Genomic DNA, 19084 nt, shown 5'->3' with positions numbered 1-19084 from the left:
GTAGTTAGATGGATAATAATGAAAGAGAGAAATACCTAAATATTTTAAAAGAAGAGTTGCTTCCAGCTCTTGGTTGTACAGAGCCAATTGCTTTAGCCTATGCAGCAAGTAAATGTAGAGAGATATTAGGCCAAGAAGCTGAAGTAATTGAAGCAGAGTGTAGTGCTAACATTATTAAAAATGTAAAAGCTGTAGTAGTTCCAAATTGTGGTGGCATGAAGGGTATAGAGACTGCAGTTGTTGCTGGAATGCTCTTTGGTGATGCATCTAAAAATCTTGAGGTTCTTGAAAATATTGATGAGTCTAAGATTTCAAGTATAAAGAAATATATTGAAACTCATGAGGTGAAAGTTTCACTTTTAGAAACTAATGCTAAGCTCCATTTTATTATTAAAATGTCTTGTGGTAGTGAAAGTGCTCTTATAGAAGTTGTCCATCAACACACTAATATCGTAAGAATTGAAAAAAATGGAGAAGTTATCTATAAGGAAGATTTCTCTGAAAATGATATCAATGATAACTTAACAGATCGCACATCTATGACAGTATCAGGGATAATTGATTTTGCTGAGAATATAGAACTAGAAAAGATTAAAGAAATAATAAAGCCCCAGATTGAATGCAATATTGCTATATGTAAGGAGGGGCTCTCAAATCAATGGGGAGCAGAGGTTGGAAAGACTATTATTGTTGATCCTTTTGTAAATGTTGCATCTGCAGCAGCTGCTACTGCAGCCGCTGGTAGCGATGCAAGAATGAGTGGTTGCTCTCTTCCGGTTATCATTAATTCTGGAAGTGGTAACCAAGGTATAACAGTATCGGTTCCAGTAATTGTATATGCTAATAGTAAGAACGTAGGTGAAGAGAAGTTAATTAGAGCACTTGCACTTTCAAATTTATTAGCAATCCATCAAAAAACACTCATCGGACGACTTTCTGCTTATTGTGGCGTTGTATGTGCTGCATGTGGCTCAGGCGCTGCTATTACATGGCTTGACGGTGGTAGCGAGAAAGAAATTGATGATACAATTGTTAATACTCTTGCCACTATCTCGGGTATGATTTGCGATGGTGCAAAACCTTCCTGTGCTGGAAAAATAGCAGTAGCAGTAAATGCTGCTTACATAGCGCATGAAATGGCTATGAGAAACCGTGTTTATCATTCAGGCGAAGGTATCGTAAAGCAAAATGTTGAGGAAACGGTATCTGGAATTGGTGAAATAGCATCAAATGGAATGCGTGATACAGATAAAGTAATCTTAGACGTAATGCTTGATAATAATTAATATCATCAAAATGTATTAAAGCTACAAAGATAGTCGTTGATGTCGTTACATAATATTTTATTTGCTTCAACACTATCTTTATTTTTTAATGCATCTATTAATTTTCTATGCCAACGCATGTCTTCTCTATGGAGATTATTTTCCCATGACTCTCCATAGTATTGAGAAGCTCCCCTAAAGCATTGCTTCATTATTTTCTCTAATGTCTTAGTGTAGTATGAGTTACCACTCATAGCTGTTAATGTAAGATGGAATTCTTTATTTAAATTCCAATGAATGAAAGCATCCTGTTCCTTTTCTATCTCCTCTCCTTTTTTATATAACTCTTCCAGTTTATCTATATTTTTATCTGTTAGCTTGGGAAAATAAATTTCCATAGCAGCTTGTTCAATAATTAATCTAAGAGCAATAGCATCCTTAATACCCTTTATGCTTATAGGTTTTATCCTATAACCAACTCTAGGAACGCTTTGCAATATTTCTTCATTGCAAAGCATTAATAGAGCCTCTCGAACAGGAGAACGTGATACCTGATATTTATTTAATAAACTCTTTTCAGTAATTATTGAACTTTGGTTGTAAACATTTCTAATAATGTCTTTGAGTATAGCTGTGTATGTAAACTCTGTTTTATCTGATATGTCCATTTTTTCCTCATGCCATTATTGAAGATAGTTTAAGTAGAATTTCAGTACACTTATCCATATCTTCTACACTTATATACTCATGTCTACTATGGCCATTTTGACAACCTGTTGGAAGGTTAGGGCAGGCAAGGCCCATAAATGATAAACGAGATCCATCGGTACCACCTCTGACAGCTTCTATTTGAGGTTCAATTCCAATAGATCTTATTGCCTCTAATGCCGAATCAATTAACTCTGGGTGTTTAATTACTTCTTCACCCATGTTTCTGTAGCCTTCTTCAATCTCAACCTTAACAGTATTTTGGCCATATTTATCACATATAAAGGTTGCTGCTTTTCTTATTACATCTTCTCTTTGTAAAAGCTTTTTATAATCATGGTCACGAAGTATATATTTAAGAGTTGCCTCTTCCACATTGGCATTAATAGACATAAGGTGGTAGAAACCTTCTCTGTTTTCTGTTGTAGCAGGTATCTCATGTTGAGGAAGTAATGAATTGAATTCATTTGCTATTAAGCATGCATTTTTCATTTTTCCTTTGGAATACCCTGGATGAACACTTCTACCCTTTATCTTTATAGTAGCTGTTGATCCATTAAATGTTTCATATTGGAATATTGATATATAACCTCCATCAACTGTATATCCTTTATTAACTTTAATTTTATTCATATCAATTTTATCAACACCATGTCCTACCTCTTCGTCTGGTGTAAATACAATTTGAATTAATGGATGCTTTCTAGATTTATCATTAATAAGAGTCTCAGCCATAGTCATTATTTCAGCAATTCCAGCCTTATCATCAGCACCTAATAAAGTATTCCCATCAGTTACGATTATGTGCTGGTTAATATGTTTTTCTAGATCTGGAAAATCTGATAGTTTTGTTACTATATTTTTTTCTTCATTTAATATGATATCTCCACCATTGTAATGAACTATATGTGGTTTAACATTTTTCCCTGTTACATCTGGAGAGGTATCCATATGTGCAATTAAAGCAAAACCAGGCTTTTCTTCAAATCCGATTGATGGATTAATTGTTCCATATACATATCCATTATCATCTAGGAAAGCATCATCAATTCCTATCTCTTTCATCTCTGTAACAAGATATTTAGCTAATTCAAGTTGCTTTAAAGTAGAAGGAAAAGTAGTAGAGTTTGTTTGAGACTCTGTATCAAAGGTTACATATTTTAAAAGGCGTTCAAATGGCTTCATTTATAGCATCTCCTATCAATAATAATGATGGTTGCATAAATAAATCAGAACAAAAGACAGATATAATTATTTGAGTTTAACATATATTTGTCAAGCTAAAAAATAAAGATTGTCTTTTATAGTAACAAATTAAACTATTTTAAAGAATTATAAACTTTTTGTTGACGGCTCTAATAATCCGAGTGATAATATCAGTGATATTGCAGTAATAATATCAGAAAAAGACAAATAGATTCTCCCTTTGGAGGTAAAAAATGGGCAAATATGTATTGAAGAGATTACTAGTTGCTATCCCAACTTTTTTTGGGATAACTATTCTTGTCTTCATTATTTCATGCCTTGCTCCAGGATCTCCACTTGAACTACTTCTTGCGGACCCGATGGCAACTGAGGCAGATCGTGCGGTTCTTGAGCATCAAATGGGACTTGATGACCCAATTGTTGTGCAGTATTTTAGGTGGCTTGGTAATATGTTAAGAGGTAATCTTGGAACATCCTATAGAACTAATCTTCCAGTATCACAAATGGTACTAGAGAGATTAGGGCCGACATTACTTTTAACTGTAATAAGTACAGTAATTGCTATCTTGATTGCAGTTCCACTTGGAATAATGAGTGCTTATAAGCCTTATTCTGCTTGGGATTATATTTCTAGTGGGCTTTCATTTGTTGGTGCATCAACTCCAACATTTTTTACAGGATTAATCTTAATTTATGTCTTCTCTGTAAAATTAGGAATACTTCCAATGGGTGGAATGTATGACTCAGGAACAAGAAGTATTTTGTCCTTAATGAAGCATTTAATTCTTCCAGCAGCTGTCTTAGCTATTTTTAATATTGGTTCAATTTTAAGACAGACTCGTGGAAGTATGCTTGAGGTATTCCAAGAAGATTTCATTAGAACTGCAAGAGCCAAAGGTCTTAAAGAAAGAATTGTTATCATAAAGCATGGACTTAGAAATGCACTTATACCAGTTGTAACTGTACTCAGCACTATGATCCCTTTCCTCTTTGGTGGTGCTGTAGTTGCTGAACAAGTATTTGGATGGCCAGGACTAGGTAACTTGATGGTTCAGTCAATTAATGCACGTGACTATCCTGCAATTATGGGTATCACAGTTGTAATAGCTGTAGCAGTTTTGATTGGTAATGTTGTTGTTGATATTGTTTATGGATTTTTAGATCCAAAAATTAGAGAAAAGAGATAGGAGCTACTATGGAAAATAATAAAAATATTAAAGCAGACTCCTATTACAAGGACGTTGTAAAGAGATTTTTATCTCATAAACTTGCAATGGTAGGCCTTATAGTAATCATAATAGAGCTTATTTGCGTAATTTTGCTTCCTATTATCTTTAATATGGACCCATACACATCTGATCCTACAGCTTTTAATGCAGCTCCTAGTAAAGCACATTTTTTTGGCTGTGATGATTTAGGTAGAGATGTTTTTGCTCGTTTGATGTATGGAGGAAGAGTATCTCTTCAAGTCGGTTTACTTTCAGCAATTATCAGTATGGTTGTAGGAATTCCTTTAGGCTTAATTGCTGGTTACTATGGCGGAATTTGGGAGACAATCATCATGCGTTTAGCTGATATCTTTATGTCATTCCCTTCAATGATATTAATTCTAGTACTAGTTGCTATATTTGGTCCCTCTGTTTGGACTGTTACATTAGTAATTGGTGTTTTAGGATGGACCGACTTTGCAAAGCTTATGTATGGTAATGTACTTACAGTAAGAAATAAAGAATATGTAGAGTCTGCTAAAGCAATTGGTACAAAGGATTTTAAAATATTAGTTTCATATATTATACCTAATGCTTTTACCCCTGTATTAATTAACTTTACATTCAGAATGGCCCAAGCAATTATTCAGGAATCAGCATTAAGCTTCTTAGGTATGGGTGTTCAACCACCAATGGCTAGCTGGGGAAATATTCTCTATGCAGCTCAATCGATAGTTGTACTATCACATCGCCCATGGCTATGGATACCACCAGGTATTTTATTAGTTCTTACAGTTTGTAGCATCAACTTTATTGGCGATGGCTTACGTGATGCTCTTGATTCAAAAATGACAATAAAAAAGAAATAACGGAGGATAAAATGAAAAGATTATTTACACTTCTTCTTATTACTTTTGTTGCTTTATCAGTAGTATTTGCTGGTGGAGCTCAAGAGTCAAAGACAACTTCTCAAGCTAAGACTGAGAAGGTAGTAACAATCGCACAAACAGGTAACTGGGATACATTCATGCCAATGAATACAACTAACCAGGGATCAGATAACCTTATTGATTTAATGTTTGAGCGTTTGATGGTTATCAAGACAGATGGAACATTTGATCCACGTCTTGCTTCAAGCTGGGAAGCAAATGAAGCAAGTGATGTAATTACATATCACTTAAATCCAAATGCAAAGTGGACAGATGGTACACCTGTAACAGCTGAGGACGTAGTTTATTCTGCACAGGTTGCTTCATCTGCTGAATTTGCATATCCAAGACGCATTAGAATGCAGTACTTCAAAGGTACAGATGACTCAGGTATGGAATTAGCTCCAAATAGTATTGAAGTTATTGCAGTCGATGATCATACAGTACAGTTTAATTTAAAGTCTCCAATGGATCCTACAATCATATATGCATTAATCAATAGAGACTTCTATATTATACCTTCACATCTTTTGAAGGATATTCCAGATGATAAGCTTGCAACAGATAGCTTCTGGCAGAATCCTGTTAGTGATGGTCCATGTATCTTCGATAGCCAGATTGCTGGTGAAAGAGTAGAGTTCAAGGCTAACAAAGATTATTATCTTGGCGCACCAGATTTCGATAGACTTGTTTATCGTGTAGTTACAGCTCCAAATCTTCTCGCTGGATTAATGAGTGGTGAAATTGATGTAACCAGTGCTGATAGCTCAATTCCTCTCACAGACTGGGATGCGGCTAAGAGTGCTAAGAATATCGAAACTATGTCTCTTCCTTCATTTGGTTACCAGACAATGGTTGTTAATACACAACACCTTCCTCAGGAAGTAAGACAAGCAATTAATATTGCTGTAAACAGAGATACTCTTGTACAGTCTCTATTACTTGGCGAAGGTAGACCAGTTATTGGACCACTCGTTGAGAACCATCCTTACTTCAACCAAGCAATGCTCCCAATCGAGTATAACCCAGAGAAGGCTGCTCAGATTATCAAGAATTCAGGATTTGATACTTCTAAGACATTAAAGATGCTTGTTTCAACAGGTAATACAATCAGACAGAACTCAGCTGTACTTATCCAACAGGATCTTCAGAAGATTGGTTTGAAAGTAGAAATACAGACTCTTGACTTCCCAACATTGCTAACAAACACAAGAAATGGAGATTTTGATTTTAGTTTCATCGGTTTCCAAGGTTCTATCGACCCAACTGAGAGTGTTCCAAACGTAACTGTTGGTTACCTTAACAACTTCTCTCAGCTTACAGATCCAACTCTTGGCGAAATTGGTATGAAGAGTTCTCTGTTAGCTAACCCAGCTGAAAGACATGAACTTATGGATCAATACCAGCTCCTTATTAAAGAGCAGGTTCCATATGTATACCTTTACTCTCAGAACCAGCTTGTTGCTCATACAACAAGAGTATCAAATATTCCAACTATCCCAGTTGATCTTAATACAAACAAGTGTGTTTGGCTCTGGAAGGTTCAGGACTGAACTATTATTTAATAATTGCCTGCTCTATATTGGGCAGGCTCTTAGAAATGAGGCGAAGATATGAGTAATGAAATATTAGAAGTTAAAGGACTTAAAACTGTATTTACAGGAAAGAAAGGTAAGGTTACTGCCGTCGATAAAATATCTTTTTCTGTTGAAAAGGGTAAATGTCTATGTATAGTAGGTGAATCAGGCTGTGGAAAAAGTATTACCTCTCTTTCTATTCTTCGCTTGATTCCTAAGACTACCGGTACTATTGAGGAAGGTGAAATCCTATTTGATGGTGTCGATATTCTAAAGCTTGATGAAGATGGTATTAGAAAAATCAGAGGGAATAAGATTTCTATGATTTTCCAAGATTCTATGACAGGTTTAAATCCTGTAATGACAATTGGAAAACAAGTTATAGAGGCTATTAAAGTTCACTCGCCAAATATTGATAAAAAGGAACTTGAAAAAAAGGCTTTAAGCATCTTAACAGATGTTGGAATTCCTGAGCCTGCTAAGAGAATGAAGGAATATCCCCATCAGCTTTCAGGTGGCATGAGACAACGTGTTATGATTGCAATGGCACTCTCTGCAGGAAATAATGAACTCTTAATTGCTGATGAACCAACTACAGCATTGGATGTTACTATTCAAGCTCAGATTTTGAAGCTGATGAATAATTTAAAGAATGAGAATAATACCTCAATAATATTGATTACACATGATATGGGTGTAGTGGCTGAGATGGCTGATTATGTAATGGTTATGTATGCTGGAAAAGAGATGGAATATGCTGATGCAAAGAGTCTATTTGAAAGTCCATTACACCCATATACATCAGGGTTATTGAAATCTATTCCAAAACTATCAACAAATCCAAATGAAGAGCTTTTTACAATAAGTGGTAGCGTACCAAGCCTTACAGATATGCCAAAGGGGTGTAGATTCTCTACTAGATGCTCAGAGACTTGTAAGAAATGCTTTGAAAAAGAACCTCCACTTTTTGATTTGAATGGACATAAAGTAAGGTGCTGGAAATATGAGGAGCGAACAAATGGAAGATAAGACTCTTGTAAAAATTGAAAATCTTACAAAGAACTTCATTTCAAAGAAAAGTTTCTTTGGAAAGCCTCTAAGCTATGTACATGCAGTTGATAATGTATCTCTTGATATATTTAAAGGTGAAACTTTAGGTATAGTTGGTGAATCAGGTTGTGGTAAATCAACATTAGGACGCTCTATTTTACGTTTAACGGAACCTACAAGTGGTAAAGTAATTTACGATAAAACTGATTTAGTTTCTCTATCAAAAGAAGATATGAGACAGATGCGTAAGCGTTTACAGCTTGTCTTTCAGGATCCTTATGCTTCATTAAATCCTCGTATGACAGTTAAAGATTTAATTAAAGCTCCCCTTGATGTTTTTAACATTGGAAATGAGAGTGAGAGGATGGAAAAGGTTTTTCAAATTATGAAGCAAGTTGGCTTAACTGAAGAGCAATTAAATCGTTATCCGCATGAATTCTCCGGAGGTCAAAGACAAAGAATAGTTATTGCAAGAGCAATTATTCTTGATCCTGAATTTGTAGTTTGTGATGAACCTGTTTCAGCTCTTGATGTTTCTGTTCGTTCTCAAGTATTAAATCTCTTAAATACCTTACAAAAAGAGAAAAACTTAACCTATATGTTTATCAGCCATGATTTATCTGTAGTTAAGTATATCAGCGATAGAATTGCTGTTATGTATTTAGGTAGGGTCGTAGAACTTGCAGAAAAGGATGAACTATACAGCCATGCAGCTCATCCATATACTAAGGCTCTTTTATCTGCTGTTCCTATAGCAGAAGTAGGAAGGAAAAGAGAAATCTCTGTCCTAGAAGGCGATGTGCCTTCTCCAATTAATCCACCTAAGGGTTGCTATTTTAATACTCGCTGTCCTTATGCGGATGAGAGATGTAGAAAAGAAAAACCAGAATTAAGAGATATTGGTTGTGGCCATATGTGTGCTTGCCACAAGGTATGAGGATGATATGGAATTTGATAAAAATTTAGAATCATTAATTGATTCTTGGATAGAAGAAAATAAAGAAAGCTATTTAAAGGATTTAGCTTCATTAATTGAGATTAAAAGTGTTTCAAAAGAAGATGAAGATGGATTTAAATATGGAAAGGGCTGTCATGATGTTTTAGTTAAAGCAAAAGAGATTGCATCATCTTATGGTTTTAACTGCGTAAATCCTGAGGATAAGTATCTACTTATAAAATATGGAAATACAAAAAATAAAAAGATTGGAATTTTTAACCATTTGGATGTAGTCCCTGAAGGCTCATCTTGGATTAATCCACCTTATAAATTGACATATAAAGATGGATTTGTAATTGGAAGAGGAGTTGCTGATAACAAAGGAGCTGCTATTGCATCACTCTATGCACTTAGATATTTGAAAGAACACTCTATTTCTTTAAACCATCCAGTAGAGCTTTTCTATGGAGCTGCTGAAGAAACAGGAATGGATGATATTGAGGCTTACAAAAAAAGTAATGAAGTCCCATATTTTTCTATAGTTCCTGATACTGATTTCCCCGTTTGCCATGGTGAAAAAGGAAATATGAGATTTACCCTTTCTAAAAAGGTTTCATCAGCTGTTTTAAATATGGAAGCTGGAGAAGTGATTAATGCCGTTCCAGCATATGCAACAGCAACCTTAAAGGGGTGTTATAGAATTGATGAAAAGAATATTGAGTGTGAATATATAGATTCAAATACTGTGATAAAAGCTTATGGAAAAGCTGGACATGCAGCTTTCCCGGAAGAGTCAGATAATGCAGTTAAAAATCTATTTTATGCTCTTTCTAAGCTAGACACAGGTGATGATGAATTAAATAAAACTTTCTCTATTTTTTATCAGTGTGTATCAAAGAGTTATGGTGAAGGACTTGGTATTGATATATCTGATGAACCATCAGGAAAACTCACATCAATGGGAACTATTTTAAGGTTTGATAATAATACTATTTATCTATCTTTTGATACAAGAACACCAGTTACCGTTTCTATCGATAGTGTTGATAACAAGATTAAAGAATTTGCTAGTAAGAATGGTATGTCCTATAACCTTGAAAGCAGTTCTTCTCCATCATATACCGCTTTAGATAGCGATATTGTAAAGCTTTTATGTTCTATTGCTGAGCATATTCATAAAAAGGATTTTAAACCTTACACAATGGGAGGTGGAACATATTGTCGAAAGCTTCCATTTGCCCTTGGATTTGGTCCTGGTTTAAAAGATGCACCAAACCTATTTGAAGCTGGAAAGGGGCATGGACACCAAAGTGATGAGTGTATTCTTCTTTCTTTATTGTTAGCTGATATCAAAGCTGCAATTTTAGCATTAATAGGGATAGATAAGATTATTTAATTAAAGAGGAGTTTATATGACAAACAAAGAACGTGTAATAAATGCAATTGAAGGAAAAAGAGTTGATCATGTCCCAATGACATTCTCAATTCATTTCCCAAAGGAGGTTGCATTTGGTGATGCTGCTGTTAAATCACACTTAGATTTTTATAAAAATACTGGTGTTGATATTATGAAAATAATGAACGAAAACTTAGTCCCTCAGTTTGAGAAATACCATGGTATTTCATCTTGGGGTGAATTACCAAAACATACAGTGAAGGATGCTTTTATTCAGGCTCAGCTTGATTTAATAAAGAAAATCATCGACCAATCTCCAGATGAAACATTCTTCCTTGGAACCCTACATGGTACTTTAGCTTCAATGATTCACCCATTTGAGCCACAGATTGGATATGAAGAGGTAAGAATGGAGCATCTCAAATGCTTTAGAGAAAATAAAAAAGCATATACAGAAGCTGCAAAAATAATTACAGATACCATGATTATCTTAATTGAGGAAATGGCTAAACTTGGAGTTGATGGTGTTTACTATGCGTCCTTAGGCGCTGAAAAGCGTTATTTCACTGATCAAGAGTTTGAAGAAGCTATTGCTAGCTATGATAAAGTAATGCTTAAAGCAATTAAAGATAATGGAATGTATAGCTTCTTACATATGTGTAAGGATGGCTTAGCTATGGATAGATATAGAAGCTATGCTGATTATGCTGATGTTGTTAACTGGGGCATTTATGAAGATACAAACCTTGATTTATTTGCTGGTAAAAAGCTTTTTCCTGGTAAAACTATTATGGGTGGGCTTGCCAATAGAAAAGGTGTAATTGTCGATGGAAGTAAAGAAGAACTTCAAAATACTGTAAAACAAATTGTAAAAGATTTTGGTAAAGATAAATTTATTTTTGGTGCCGATTGCACACTTCCTACAGAAATCCCATATGAAAGATTAATGTGGATTAAAGAGGCTCTATCTGAGGTATAATTTCAGATAGAACCCATAGACTGGAGTGAAAGTGATATATACGATTTTAAATCTGAAATATCGGTTTTAAGTATTTTTATGCTTTCCTCCAGGTCTCTGTTTTCTAATGCTTCTATAAGCATTTCATGGTAAGGCATATTCCCTTTGTTATCACCTTCTTCCCAAAAGTTTTCATAGTAACCATAAACACCACGAAAACAGGTTTTCATTAGTGACATTAATGTTTGGGTAAAGTATTTATTATTGCTAAATGATGCAAGTGTAATATGGAACCTAACATTAAGCTCCCAATGTACATAAACATCCTTAACATCAACAATACTTTCTTTTTCTTGTTGTAATACTTTTAATGTATTAATTTTGTTTTCATTTATATTAGGGAAAGAGTATTCAAGTGCTTTCGTTTCAATTAATAATCTTAGTGTTAATGCATCAGATAAATCTTTCATACTTAGTGGAATAATTCTATAGCCAATTCTGGGTAAGCTTTCTAGAATTCCATCACTGCAAAGCTGTATTAATGCTTCTCTTACAGGTGATTTACTTAGATTATATTTATCAATTAGCATCTTTTCCGTTATTATGGATTGATGGCTGTATTGCCTTCTTATTATATCTGCAAAAACCGATTGATAGACCAATGTTTTCTTTTCGTTAGTATCTGTCATAATTCCTCTAAATCGATTTTAGAATAGAGTTTCTTATGTTGCAAGTTGTTATTATTGCCCAATAAAATTATATCTCTTATTTCTTAAGGGTAAGCATATTGTTTATTTCTTTTAAATTATAATTGGCTTAAATACAACTCCTCTAATTCTATCCAAAACCCCAATTTGTAAAAATTTTAACTTTTTTCTCTATTATTAATAGAAGGTACTTCTAACTTCTAAAGGAGGCCTAATGGCACGAGAAGAAGATAGAATATGTAAAGAGTATTTTGACCAACCCGATAGATTTAGTGATTTAGTCAACTATACTCTTTACCAAGGTAGAGAGGTAACAAAACCAAGTGACTTCAAAGAGCTTGATCCCGTACGATCAGAGGTCTTTGGTCCTGATAACTCCTATGAGGTTTTAATTGATAATCTAAAGGAATTATCATTAAAAGAAGATGATAGAAATATCTATATAATGATTGGCTTAGAGTCTCAAGGCTATCATGATGAAACCATGGTAGTTAGAGCAATGAAAGCTAAAGCATTACTATATACCTATCAATTAAGAGAAAAGGTTAAACCTCTTAAACCTGTTATTATTATAGTCCTTAACTTAACTGGAGATAAATGGAAAAGTCCAGTAACGTTAAAGTCAATGTTTGAGAAAGAATACTTAGACAAGTTTGGCTATCTTATTGATGACGTCTCATATGTACTATTAGATGTTAAAGAGGATAGTGAAATTCCAAAAGGTTTACTGAAGACTGATTTAGAATTATTATTAAACTGTCTAAAGTATTCAAACAATAAGAAAAGGCTTGAAGAGTATATGGAACAAGAAGAGATGTTTAACTCACTTGAGGATTTAACCTTCAAGATACTTAATAAAACATCGTCTTTAGATACTAAATTTAAAAGTGAAGGAGGCAAGATAAAGATGTGGCCAGCTGTAAAACAGATGAAAGAAGATAGCTATAATAGTGGATATAATATGGGTGCATTAATGCAAACTAATAAATTAGTTAATATCCATTTACTTAGTGTTGAACAAGCCGCTATGAGTTTAAATCTTACAGTAGAAGAATATCTTGCTGCTGTAAAGAATCTTAAGAAATAATATAAAGTATTTAGAAGTTACCTTCTTTAGCCTCACTAATTTGTGGGGCTTATTTCTAAACTAGGAGGGATAATAATATGTGGCCAGCTGTGAAACAGATGAAAGAAAAAAGCTATAATATGGGTGTTTTAGCTCAAACTAATAAATTAGTTAATATGCATTTATTAACTGTTGAACAAGCTGCTATGAGTTTAAATCTTACAGTAGAAGAATATCTTGCAGAAGTTGAGAAAGTATCTGATTATCTAAAAAATCGTTAATCATCTTTGTAATAATAAACTAGGTTTTCTCAGAATTTAATAATATGTATTTTTTCGTTGACAGATAGATAATATGATTTGATAATAAATATACACACGAGTGTATAAGGAGTATAAATGGAACCAAAAAGACAGATAGTTTTTATCATGACAGATACTACTAGATGGGATATGGTAGGATGTTATGGCTATCCTGATATGAAGACACCTGAACTCGATAAACTTGCAGCAGAAGGTGTTAGATATGATAAAGCATATTCCTGCCAGCCTGTATGTGGCCCTGCAAGAAGTGCGATATTCACTGGAAGATTTCCTCATTCAAATGGTAGCTTTACTAACTGTGTACCTCTTTGGGCAGGTGTAAAGACTATAGGTGAGTATTTACAGCCAAAGGGCATTAGTAGTGCTTATATTGGTAAGTGGCACCTAGATGGTGGTGATTACTTTGGTAATGGAGTATGTCCAGCAGGATATGACAAGGATTACTGGTATGATATGCGCTGCTATCTTGAGGAGTTAAGTGAAGAGGATAGAAGAAAGTCTAGAAAAGAGAGCTCTTCTCTAGAAAATGGTGGTATTGATGCTTCCTTTACTTTTGCTCATAGAATAGCTGATAGAGCAATTAACTTCCTAGAAAGAGATAAAGATAAGGATTTCTTCCTTGTTGTAAGTATGGATGAGCCGCATCAGCCATATCTTTGTCCTGAACCATATGCAAGTATGTATGAGGGTTATGAGCTCCCAATAACTCCAAGCTATTTCGATACCTTAGAAGATAAGCCAGAGCTTGAACGTCTTTGGGCTGGTGATAATTTAAAAGAGGATAAATCAAAGCTAAAGATTAAGCCTCAGCTTTTCTTAGGCTGTAATAGCTTTGCAGACCATGAAATCGGAAGAGTAATAGATAAGGTAAGAGAAGTAGCACCAGATGCTATGATTATCTACACATCTGACCATGGTGAAGCCTTAGGTGCTCACTCTCTTTCATTAAAGGGACCAAGTGTTTACGAGGAAATTGCACATATTCCTATGATTATTAAGGGTGGTGCATATATGAAGACACCTGTTGGTAAGGTATATGAGCATGTTACTTCTCATATCGATTTAGTACCAACCTTCCTCGATTACTTTGGTATTAAGGTTCCTGGAGAGCTTCATGGAGTATCGATGAGACCAATCATCGAAAATCCTGAGAGCAATGTATTACACGATACAGTATTTACTGAGTTCCACCGCTATGAACAGGACCACGATGGCTTTGGTGGATTACAGTTTATGAGAGCTGCAATTTCAGATAATGCAAAGCTTGCTATACATCTAATGGATAAGGATGAGCTATTTGATAGCAAGAATGATCCTTATGAGCTTAAGAACCATATTGATGATCCTGAGTATGCATCAATTCGTGATAGTCTTCATGAAAAGCTTCTAGATATGATGAATAAAACTCGTGATCCTTTTAGAGGCTATCAGTGGAGATGTAGAAGCTGGAATAAAGATAAATATTCTCCTGAGTGGGAGTGTGATGGGTATACAAGACAAAAGGTTACTGAGCCTGGAGAACTACAGGAGCTTGATTACGATACAGGAATGCCTATAACAGAATTTGTTAGGTATAAGAAGAAGTATAAAAAGCCAGCAGGAACTGTATGAAGAACGTTACGAGGAAGGATATAGCAAGAGAGGCTGGCGTTAGCGAGACTATCGTAAGCTATGTTATCAACGATAATAGATATGTAGATGCCCAAAAGAAGAAGCGTGTTCTAGAGGCTGTAGAGAAGCTTGGCTATAGACCAAGCCCTATAGCTCGTGCGCTAAAGGGTAAGACTAGCAACCATGTTCTATTTATCGCTGATGATATGATGAGTGAATACTTTGGAATCATCATTGGGGAGATGGAAAAACGTCTCAGTGGTAAGGGCTATATAATTTCACTCTCTGCAGATAAAGGAGATCCTTCCTTTGTAAAGAAGGTCCTTGATTGGAACTTCGATGGTGTAATTATTGGTTCGAGGACTATGGAGCCTAAATCTATCCAAAGTGTAATTTCATCATCAATTCCAACTGTACTATTGGCAATTAATGAATACCCAGTCTTTGAAGGCCGCTATGGAATTATATATACGGGCTTAAAGGGTGGAGCTATTGATGCTATTAATGCCATGAATAAGGTAGGAAGGAAAAAGATAGTTTACATCGATTCCTTATCTGATAAACAGGTTTTACCAACCGACTATAGATATCAAGGATATTGTGAGGTAGTTAAAGAGCCTTTAGTTATTAGTGGAGTTAAAACACAAGAGGAGCTTGAGATAAAGGTTAGAGAGCTATATCGCAAAGAGCATTTTGATGGTGTCCTCGCTCGTACTGATTCTGTTGCGCTATATGCAATTAGAGCTTTAAAGGATTTAGGAGTAAGAGTACCTGAGGAGGTTTCTGTTGTTGGCTTTAACAACTCAAAGATGTGTGAGTATACATCACCAACTCTTTCGAGTGTAAGAATTAGACAGGATTTAATTGCTGAAAGTGCTTTAAACCTGCTACTAAAGCTAAGAAAAGAGGAAGATGGCCAGGTTTTGAGAGCGGAACTCAAAACTGAGCTTATAAAAAGAGAAAGTTTATAAAAAGGAACAAAAGGAGGTTCGATTTTTATGAAGAAGATTTTGGTTTTATTATTGTCATTGTTAACTGCTATGTCCCTTTTCGCAGGTGGTTCTGCAGAAAAGGCTGAATCAGAGCAAGTAACTATTAAAGTTGCTAACTATGCAGTTCTAGAGCAGGGCTATATCCCATTCTGGGAAGGTGTAAAGGAAGGCTTTGAAGCAAAATATCCTAACTATAAGATTGAATGGGTAACAGCACCATATGGAGAAATCGTTAACCAGGTTATCAACATGGCTGGTGGCGGTGATAGAGTTGATGTAATCTTCTCTGAATCAAGCTGGGTTCCAGGCTTTGAGGATGCTGGCTTAGCAGCTCCAGTTGATGAAGTTTTAAGTGCTGACTTTATCAAGGATATCTATCCAAGTGTTTTAGCTGATTTTGAGATCAACGGTAAGGCTTACGGTGTTCCTCTATATGTAACTCCATTTGTTCTTTATTACAATAAGGACCTCTTTGCTCAAGCTGGACTTGACCCAAATACTCCTCCTACAACATATGATGAGATGCTTAAATATGCTGAAAAGCTTTCTCAGCTTAAGGATAAGAACGGTAACAAGGTATATGCATTTGGTCAGACAACAGCTAGTGTAGCTATCAGTGGTACAGCATTAACAGCAATGGTATTTAACTTTGGTGGTGAAGTATTAGATGCTAATGGTAACCTCTCTTGTGATAATGAAGGCTTTAGACAGGCATTTGAAACCTTAGCTTTATTAGATGAAATGGGCTATAACCCACAAAATGCTAAGCTTAAGGATTTAAGAAACTTATTCGCTCTCGGTCAGCTTGCAATGTATTACGATCAGAGCTGGGGCTTCAATGGTGTTAGCTCAATCAATCCTGATGCAAAGAACTTTACAGCTTCTGCAGCACCTCTTAAGGGTGGAAATGGTAGTGGTGAATCTTTAATGAGTGCACACTGCTTCGTACTTGTTGATAATGGTGAAGCTCACAACAAGGCTGTTGATGCATTTGTTCAATATGTAATTAGCGCAGACACATTAAGTGATTACCTCGCAAACGTAACTCCTGCTTATCCAGCAACATACTCAATGGAAGGTATGGAAGGCGTTGCAAACAACCCAATTCTAAAGGGTGCAGCTAATTCTGTTGCAAATGTTAAGCACCAGGTTACAGTACCTGCTCTTAATGACCTTAACCTTGAGCTCACAACTCTTGCTCAGGCAGTTACAGTAAGTAATAAGAGTGTTGACCAAGCAATTGCAGAATTTAAGAAAGCAGCAGCATTAAAGCTACAGTAATTTAATTCCTTCGTCAGGGCTAATGCTCTGCCGATATCTTGGAGAACTATTATGAGAAAACTAAACTCCAAAAATAGAGGGGACAGGATTTATTCTTTTTGCCTTTTAATTCCTGCATTCTTACTTGCCCTCTTTTTTATCTTAATCCCAATTGTTGATTCCGTAATTAAAAGCTTTCAGGATTTCAAGGTTAAAAATATTATTAGTGGCAAACCTGGAGTCTGGAATAACTTCGCAAACTACATTAAGCTCTTTGCCTCTAATGCTTTAGGAAATGCAGTTGTAAATACTTTTGTATTTGTTGTCTTTGTTATTGTATTTCAATTTGTTTTAGGAATGGCATTAGCTTTAGTTTTAAATTCAAATATAAAGGGTGCACGTTTCTTTAGAAGTATTATGATGACACCTTGGGTTGTCCCAACTGTCATTTCAGCACTCATTTGGATGTGGCTCTTCCAGCCTCAATATGGCTTAGTAAAGTATCTAGTAAGCTTAGTTACCTTTGGAAAGGTGACTGAATTTGCAATGCTAAACCAACCTGATAGTGCCTTAACAGGTGTAGGTATAGCAGCACTTTGGAAGCAAATTCCATTGATGACTCTTTTACTTCTTGCAGGATTGCAAAATGTCCCAGATGACATTCAAGAGGCTGCTATGATCGATGGAGCATCAAAGACTAGAAGATTTTTCTCGATAACAATGCCTTATATGGCTTCAGTAATAAAGATTGCTGTCAGCATGTCTATTATTGAGAACTTTAAGCAGTTCCCTCTATTCTGGACAATGACAGGTGGTGGCCCTGATGGAGCAACTACTAACCTTGCTATTCTCTCTTATAGAGAAGCCTTTGTTAGTATGAACCTTGGTTCAGGTGCAGCTGTTACAACTATTTGGATGCTTTTGATGATTATTACAGTTGGCATCTATAATAAGTGCTTCCGCACTTACGATATGACTTAAAAGGAGGAGCGAAATGAAGGGACGTACACTATCTAAAGTACTATGTTACATCATATTAGCAGTAATTTTGCTCTTTTTGCTCTTCCCAATCTATTGGATGCTAGCAACCTCATTTAAGACTAATATGGAAGCATATATGTATCCTCCTACCTTCTTTCCTAATGAAACTACGGTAGATGCATATATATCCTTGTTTACAGTTAATAATCAATTCTTCGTTTACTATATAAATAACTTTATAGTATCAGGAATTACTGCTATTATCTGTACGCTATTTGCTGTATTTACAGGATATGCTTTAGCACGCTTCCACTTTAAGTGGACAGTAATAATGAGTGGTATTTTGTTATCAACTCAGATGTTCCCTATTGTAAGTAGAATGATTAGCTTATATTCGCTTATGAGTAAGGTTCACTTAATAAACACTATGCCTGGTCTTATCTTAGCTATTAGTGCAGCTCAGCTCCCATTTTGTGCTATGCTAATGAGCTCTTTCTTTGCTAGCGTGCCAAAGGAGCTTGAAGAAGCTGCTTATGTTGATGGAGCAGGAAGAGGAACTATTCTTTTTAAGATTATTACTCCTCTCGTAAAGCCTGGTATGTTGGCTGTAGGAATTTATGCATTTCTCATGACTTGGGATGATTATCTACATGCCGCAACATTAATTCAGACTGATGGCTTAAGAACACTTTCTATTGGTATTGCTCTTAGATATCTTGGTGAGCTTTCGTAAACGTGTTTTCAGCTGATATTTAAGTTTTTTTCCGATTGTATGAAAATTCTTCTAAAAGGACGAAAACAACATGTATAATCACTATCCAGAGCAAACAAGACGTAATGTAGTAGCAGCTCATAGAGCTGGTATTACTGTAACAAACCTTTCTAGAGCCTTAAATATTCCTCGCTCATC

Annotated in this window: 18 protein-coding genes; 15 read left to right on the top strand and 3 right to left on the bottom strand. The window is 35.3% G+C overall.

The features are described from left to right. Positions 1–8 precede the first annotated feature (8 nt). A complete protein-coding gene (locus FYJ80_RS03250) occupies positions 9–1286 on the top strand; it encodes an L-cysteine desulfidase family protein (RefSeq protein ID WP_154424695.1) in 1278 nt (425 codons plus the stop codon). Positions 1287–1291: 5 nt separating this feature from the next. Here the strand turns inward: FYJ80_RS03250 and FYJ80_RS03245 are convergent, their stop codons facing one another. Together FYJ80_RS03245 and pepT are read right to left on the bottom strand one after the other, a co-directional pair. Further along, a complete protein-coding gene (locus FYJ80_RS03245; RefSeq protein ID WP_154424694.1) occupies positions 1292–1933 on the bottom strand; it encodes a GntR family transcriptional regulator in 642 nt (213 codons plus the stop codon). 7 nt (positions 1934–1940) lie between these two features. Further along, complete coding sequence (gene pepT / locus FYJ80_RS03240; protein ID WP_154424693.1) at positions 1941–3158, bottom strand: peptidase T; 1218 nt, start codon at positions 3156–3158, stop codon at positions 1941–1943. A gap of 254 nt (positions 3159–3412) precedes the next feature. Between pepT and FYJ80_RS03235 the strand changes: the two genes are divergently transcribed. From FYJ80_RS03235 to FYJ80_RS03205, 7 genes are read left to right on the top strand one after another with little or no spacing between them, the layout of a single operon-like run. Further along, positions 3413–4366, top strand: coding sequence for an ABC transporter permease (locus FYJ80_RS03235; RefSeq protein ID WP_154424692.1), 954 nt, complete (start codon positions 3413–3415; stop codon positions 4364–4366). A gap of 8 nt (positions 4367–4374) precedes the next feature. Next, entirely contained in the window at positions 4375–5256 is an 882-nt protein-coding gene (locus FYJ80_RS03230; protein ID WP_154424691.1) for an ABC transporter permease, read from the top strand. An 11-nt stretch (positions 5257–5267) separates the two neighbouring features. Continuing rightward, positions 5268–6869, top strand: coding sequence for an ABC transporter substrate-binding protein (locus tag FYJ80_RS03225; protein ID WP_154424690.1), 1602 nt, complete (start codon positions 5268–5270; stop codon positions 6867–6869). 60 nt (positions 6870–6929) lie between these two features. Continuing rightward, positions 6930–7922, top strand: a complete 993-nt coding sequence (locus FYJ80_RS03220; protein ID WP_154424689.1) for an ABC transporter ATP-binding protein — start codon at positions 6930–6932, stop codon at positions 7920–7922. Further along, complete coding sequence (locus FYJ80_RS03215; protein WP_206360937.1) at positions 7912–8880, top strand: ABC transporter ATP-binding protein; 969 nt, start codon at positions 7912–7914, stop codon at positions 8878–8880. Before FYJ80_RS03220 ends, FYJ80_RS03215 begins: the two co-directional genes overlap by 11 nt. Positions 8881–8887: 7 nt before the next feature. Next, positions 8888–10276 (top strand): Sapep family Mn(2+)-dependent dipeptidase, encoded by a 1389-nt coding sequence (locus tag FYJ80_RS03210; protein WP_154424687.1) that lies wholly within the window; start codon positions 8888–8890, stop codon positions 10274–10276. Positions 10277–10292: 16 nt separating this feature from the next. Beyond that, positions 10293–11255: a uroporphyrinogen decarboxylase family protein gene (locus tag FYJ80_RS03205; RefSeq protein WP_154424686.1), complete on the top strand. Its 963-nt coding sequence runs from the start codon at positions 10293–10295 to the stop codon at positions 11253–11255. 2 nt (positions 11256–11257) lie between these two features. On the opposite strand, the gene FYJ80_RS03200 is transcribed toward FYJ80_RS03205, so the two are convergent. Then, positions 11258–11923 carry a GntR family transcriptional regulator gene (locus FYJ80_RS03200; RefSeq protein ID WP_154424685.1) on the bottom strand — a complete coding sequence of 222 codons (666 nt, stop codon included), beginning with the start codon at positions 11921–11923 and terminating at the stop codon, positions 11258–11260. Positions 11924–12155: 232 nt separating this feature from the next. Between FYJ80_RS03200 and FYJ80_RS03195 the strand changes: the two genes are divergently transcribed. The 7 genes from FYJ80_RS03195 (at position 12156) to FYJ80_RS03165 (ending at position 18907) form a co-directional block, all read left to right on the top strand. Further along, positions 12156–13028 (top strand): Rpn family recombination-promoting nuclease/putative transposase, encoded by an 873-nt coding sequence (locus FYJ80_RS03195; RefSeq protein WP_154424684.1) that lies wholly within the window; start codon positions 12156–12158, stop codon positions 13026–13028. Between the two features lie 77 nt (positions 13029–13105). Next, positions 13106–13288 carry a hypothetical protein gene (locus FYJ80_RS03190; protein WP_154424683.1) on the top strand — a complete coding sequence of 61 codons (183 nt, stop codon included), beginning with the start codon at positions 13106–13108 and terminating at the stop codon, positions 13286–13288. 117 nt (positions 13289–13405) lie between these two features. Then, complete coding sequence (locus tag FYJ80_RS03185) at positions 13406–14941, top strand: sulfatase-like hydrolase/transferase (RefSeq protein WP_154424682.1); 1536 nt, start codon at positions 13406–13408, stop codon at positions 14939–14941. Then, positions 14938–15912, top strand: a complete 975-nt coding sequence (locus FYJ80_RS03180; protein ID WP_154424681.1) for a LacI family DNA-binding transcriptional regulator — start codon at positions 14938–14940, stop codon at positions 15910–15912. Before FYJ80_RS03185 ends, FYJ80_RS03180 begins: the two co-directional genes overlap by 4 nt. A 27-nt stretch (positions 15913–15939) precedes the next feature. Beyond that, on the top strand, positions 15940–17214 hold the full coding sequence (locus tag FYJ80_RS03175; RefSeq protein ID WP_154424680.1) for an ABC transporter substrate-binding protein: 1275 nt from the start codon (positions 15940–15942) through the stop codon (positions 17212–17214). Between the two features lie 51 nt (positions 17215–17265). After that, entirely contained in the window at positions 17266–18174 is a 909-nt protein-coding gene (locus FYJ80_RS03170; protein WP_154424679.1) for a carbohydrate ABC transporter permease, read from the top strand. A 13-nt stretch (positions 18175–18187) separates the two neighbouring features. Beyond that, the gene (locus FYJ80_RS03165) at positions 18188–18907 is read left to right on the top strand and encodes a carbohydrate ABC transporter permease (RefSeq protein WP_154424678.1); all 720 of its coding nucleotides are present in this window, start codon (positions 18188–18190) and stop codon (positions 18905–18907) included. Positions 18908–19084 lie beyond the last annotated feature (177 nt).

It is taken from the genome of Bullifex porci (assembly GCF_009695635.1).
GTDB lineage: Bacteria > Spirochaetota > Spirochaetia > Sphaerochaetales > Sphaerochaetaceae > Bullifex > Bullifex porci.
The sequence above is the reverse complement of the archived record's forward strand: the minus strand, read 5'-3'. Positions and strand labels throughout refer to the sequence as shown.

Bases quoted from the DNA above. Each gene is read 5' to 3' on its own strand.
- FYJ80_RS03250 (WP_154424695.1), top strand. From the start codon at position 9: ATGGATAATAATGAAAGAGAGAAATACCTAAATATTTTAAAAGAAGAG.
- FYJ80_RS03245 (WP_154424694.1), bottom strand. From the start codon at position 1,933: ATGGACATATCAGATAAAACAGAGTTTACATACACAGCTATACTCAAA.
- pepT (WP_154424693.1), bottom strand. From the start codon at position 3,158: ATGAAGCCATTTGAACGCCTTTTAAAATATGTAACCTTTGATACAGAG.
- FYJ80_RS03235 (WP_154424692.1), top strand. From the start codon at position 3,413: ATGGGCAAATATGTATTGAAGAGATTACTAGTTGCTATCCCAACTTTT.
- FYJ80_RS03230 (WP_154424691.1), top strand. From the start codon at position 4,375: ATGGAAAATAATAAAAATATTAAAGCAGACTCCTATTACAAGGACGTT.
- FYJ80_RS03225 (WP_154424690.1), top strand. From the start codon at position 5,268: ATGAAAAGATTATTTACACTTCTTCTTATTACTTTTGTTGCTTTATCA.
- FYJ80_RS03220 (WP_154424689.1), top strand. From the start codon at position 6,930: ATGAGTAATGAAATATTAGAAGTTAAAGGACTTAAAACTGTATTTACA.
- FYJ80_RS03215 (WP_206360937.1), top strand. From the start codon at position 7,912: ATGGAAGATAAGACTCTTGTAAAAATTGAAAATCTTACAAAGAACTTC.
- FYJ80_RS03210 (WP_154424687.1), top strand. From the start codon at position 8,888: ATGGAATTTGATAAAAATTTAGAATCATTAATTGATTCTTGGATAGAA.
- FYJ80_RS03205 (WP_154424686.1), top strand. From the start codon at position 10,293: ATGACAAACAAAGAACGTGTAATAAATGCAATTGAAGGAAAAAGAGTT.
- FYJ80_RS03200 (WP_154424685.1), bottom strand. From the start codon at position 11,923: ATGACAGATACTAACGAAAAGAAAACATTGGTCTATCAATCGGTTTTT.
- FYJ80_RS03195 (WP_154424684.1), top strand. From the start codon at position 12,156: ATGGCACGAGAAGAAGATAGAATATGTAAAGAGTATTTTGACCAACCC.
- FYJ80_RS03190 (WP_154424683.1), top strand. From the start codon at position 13,106: ATGTGGCCAGCTGTGAAACAGATGAAAGAAAAAAGCTATAATATGGGT.
- FYJ80_RS03185 (WP_154424682.1), top strand. From the start codon at position 13,406: ATGGAACCAAAAAGACAGATAGTTTTTATCATGACAGATACTACTAGA.
- FYJ80_RS03180 (WP_154424681.1), top strand. From the start codon at position 14,938: ATGAAGAACGTTACGAGGAAGGATATAGCAAGAGAGGCTGGCGTTAGC.
- FYJ80_RS03175 (WP_154424680.1), top strand. From the start codon at position 15,940: ATGAAGAAGATTTTGGTTTTATTATTGTCATTGTTAACTGCTATGTCC.
- FYJ80_RS03170 (WP_154424679.1), top strand. From the start codon at position 17,266: ATGAGAAAACTAAACTCCAAAAATAGAGGGGACAGGATTTATTCTTTT.
- FYJ80_RS03165 (WP_154424678.1), top strand. From the start codon at position 18,188: ATGAAGGGACGTACACTATCTAAAGTACTATGTTACATCATATTAGCA.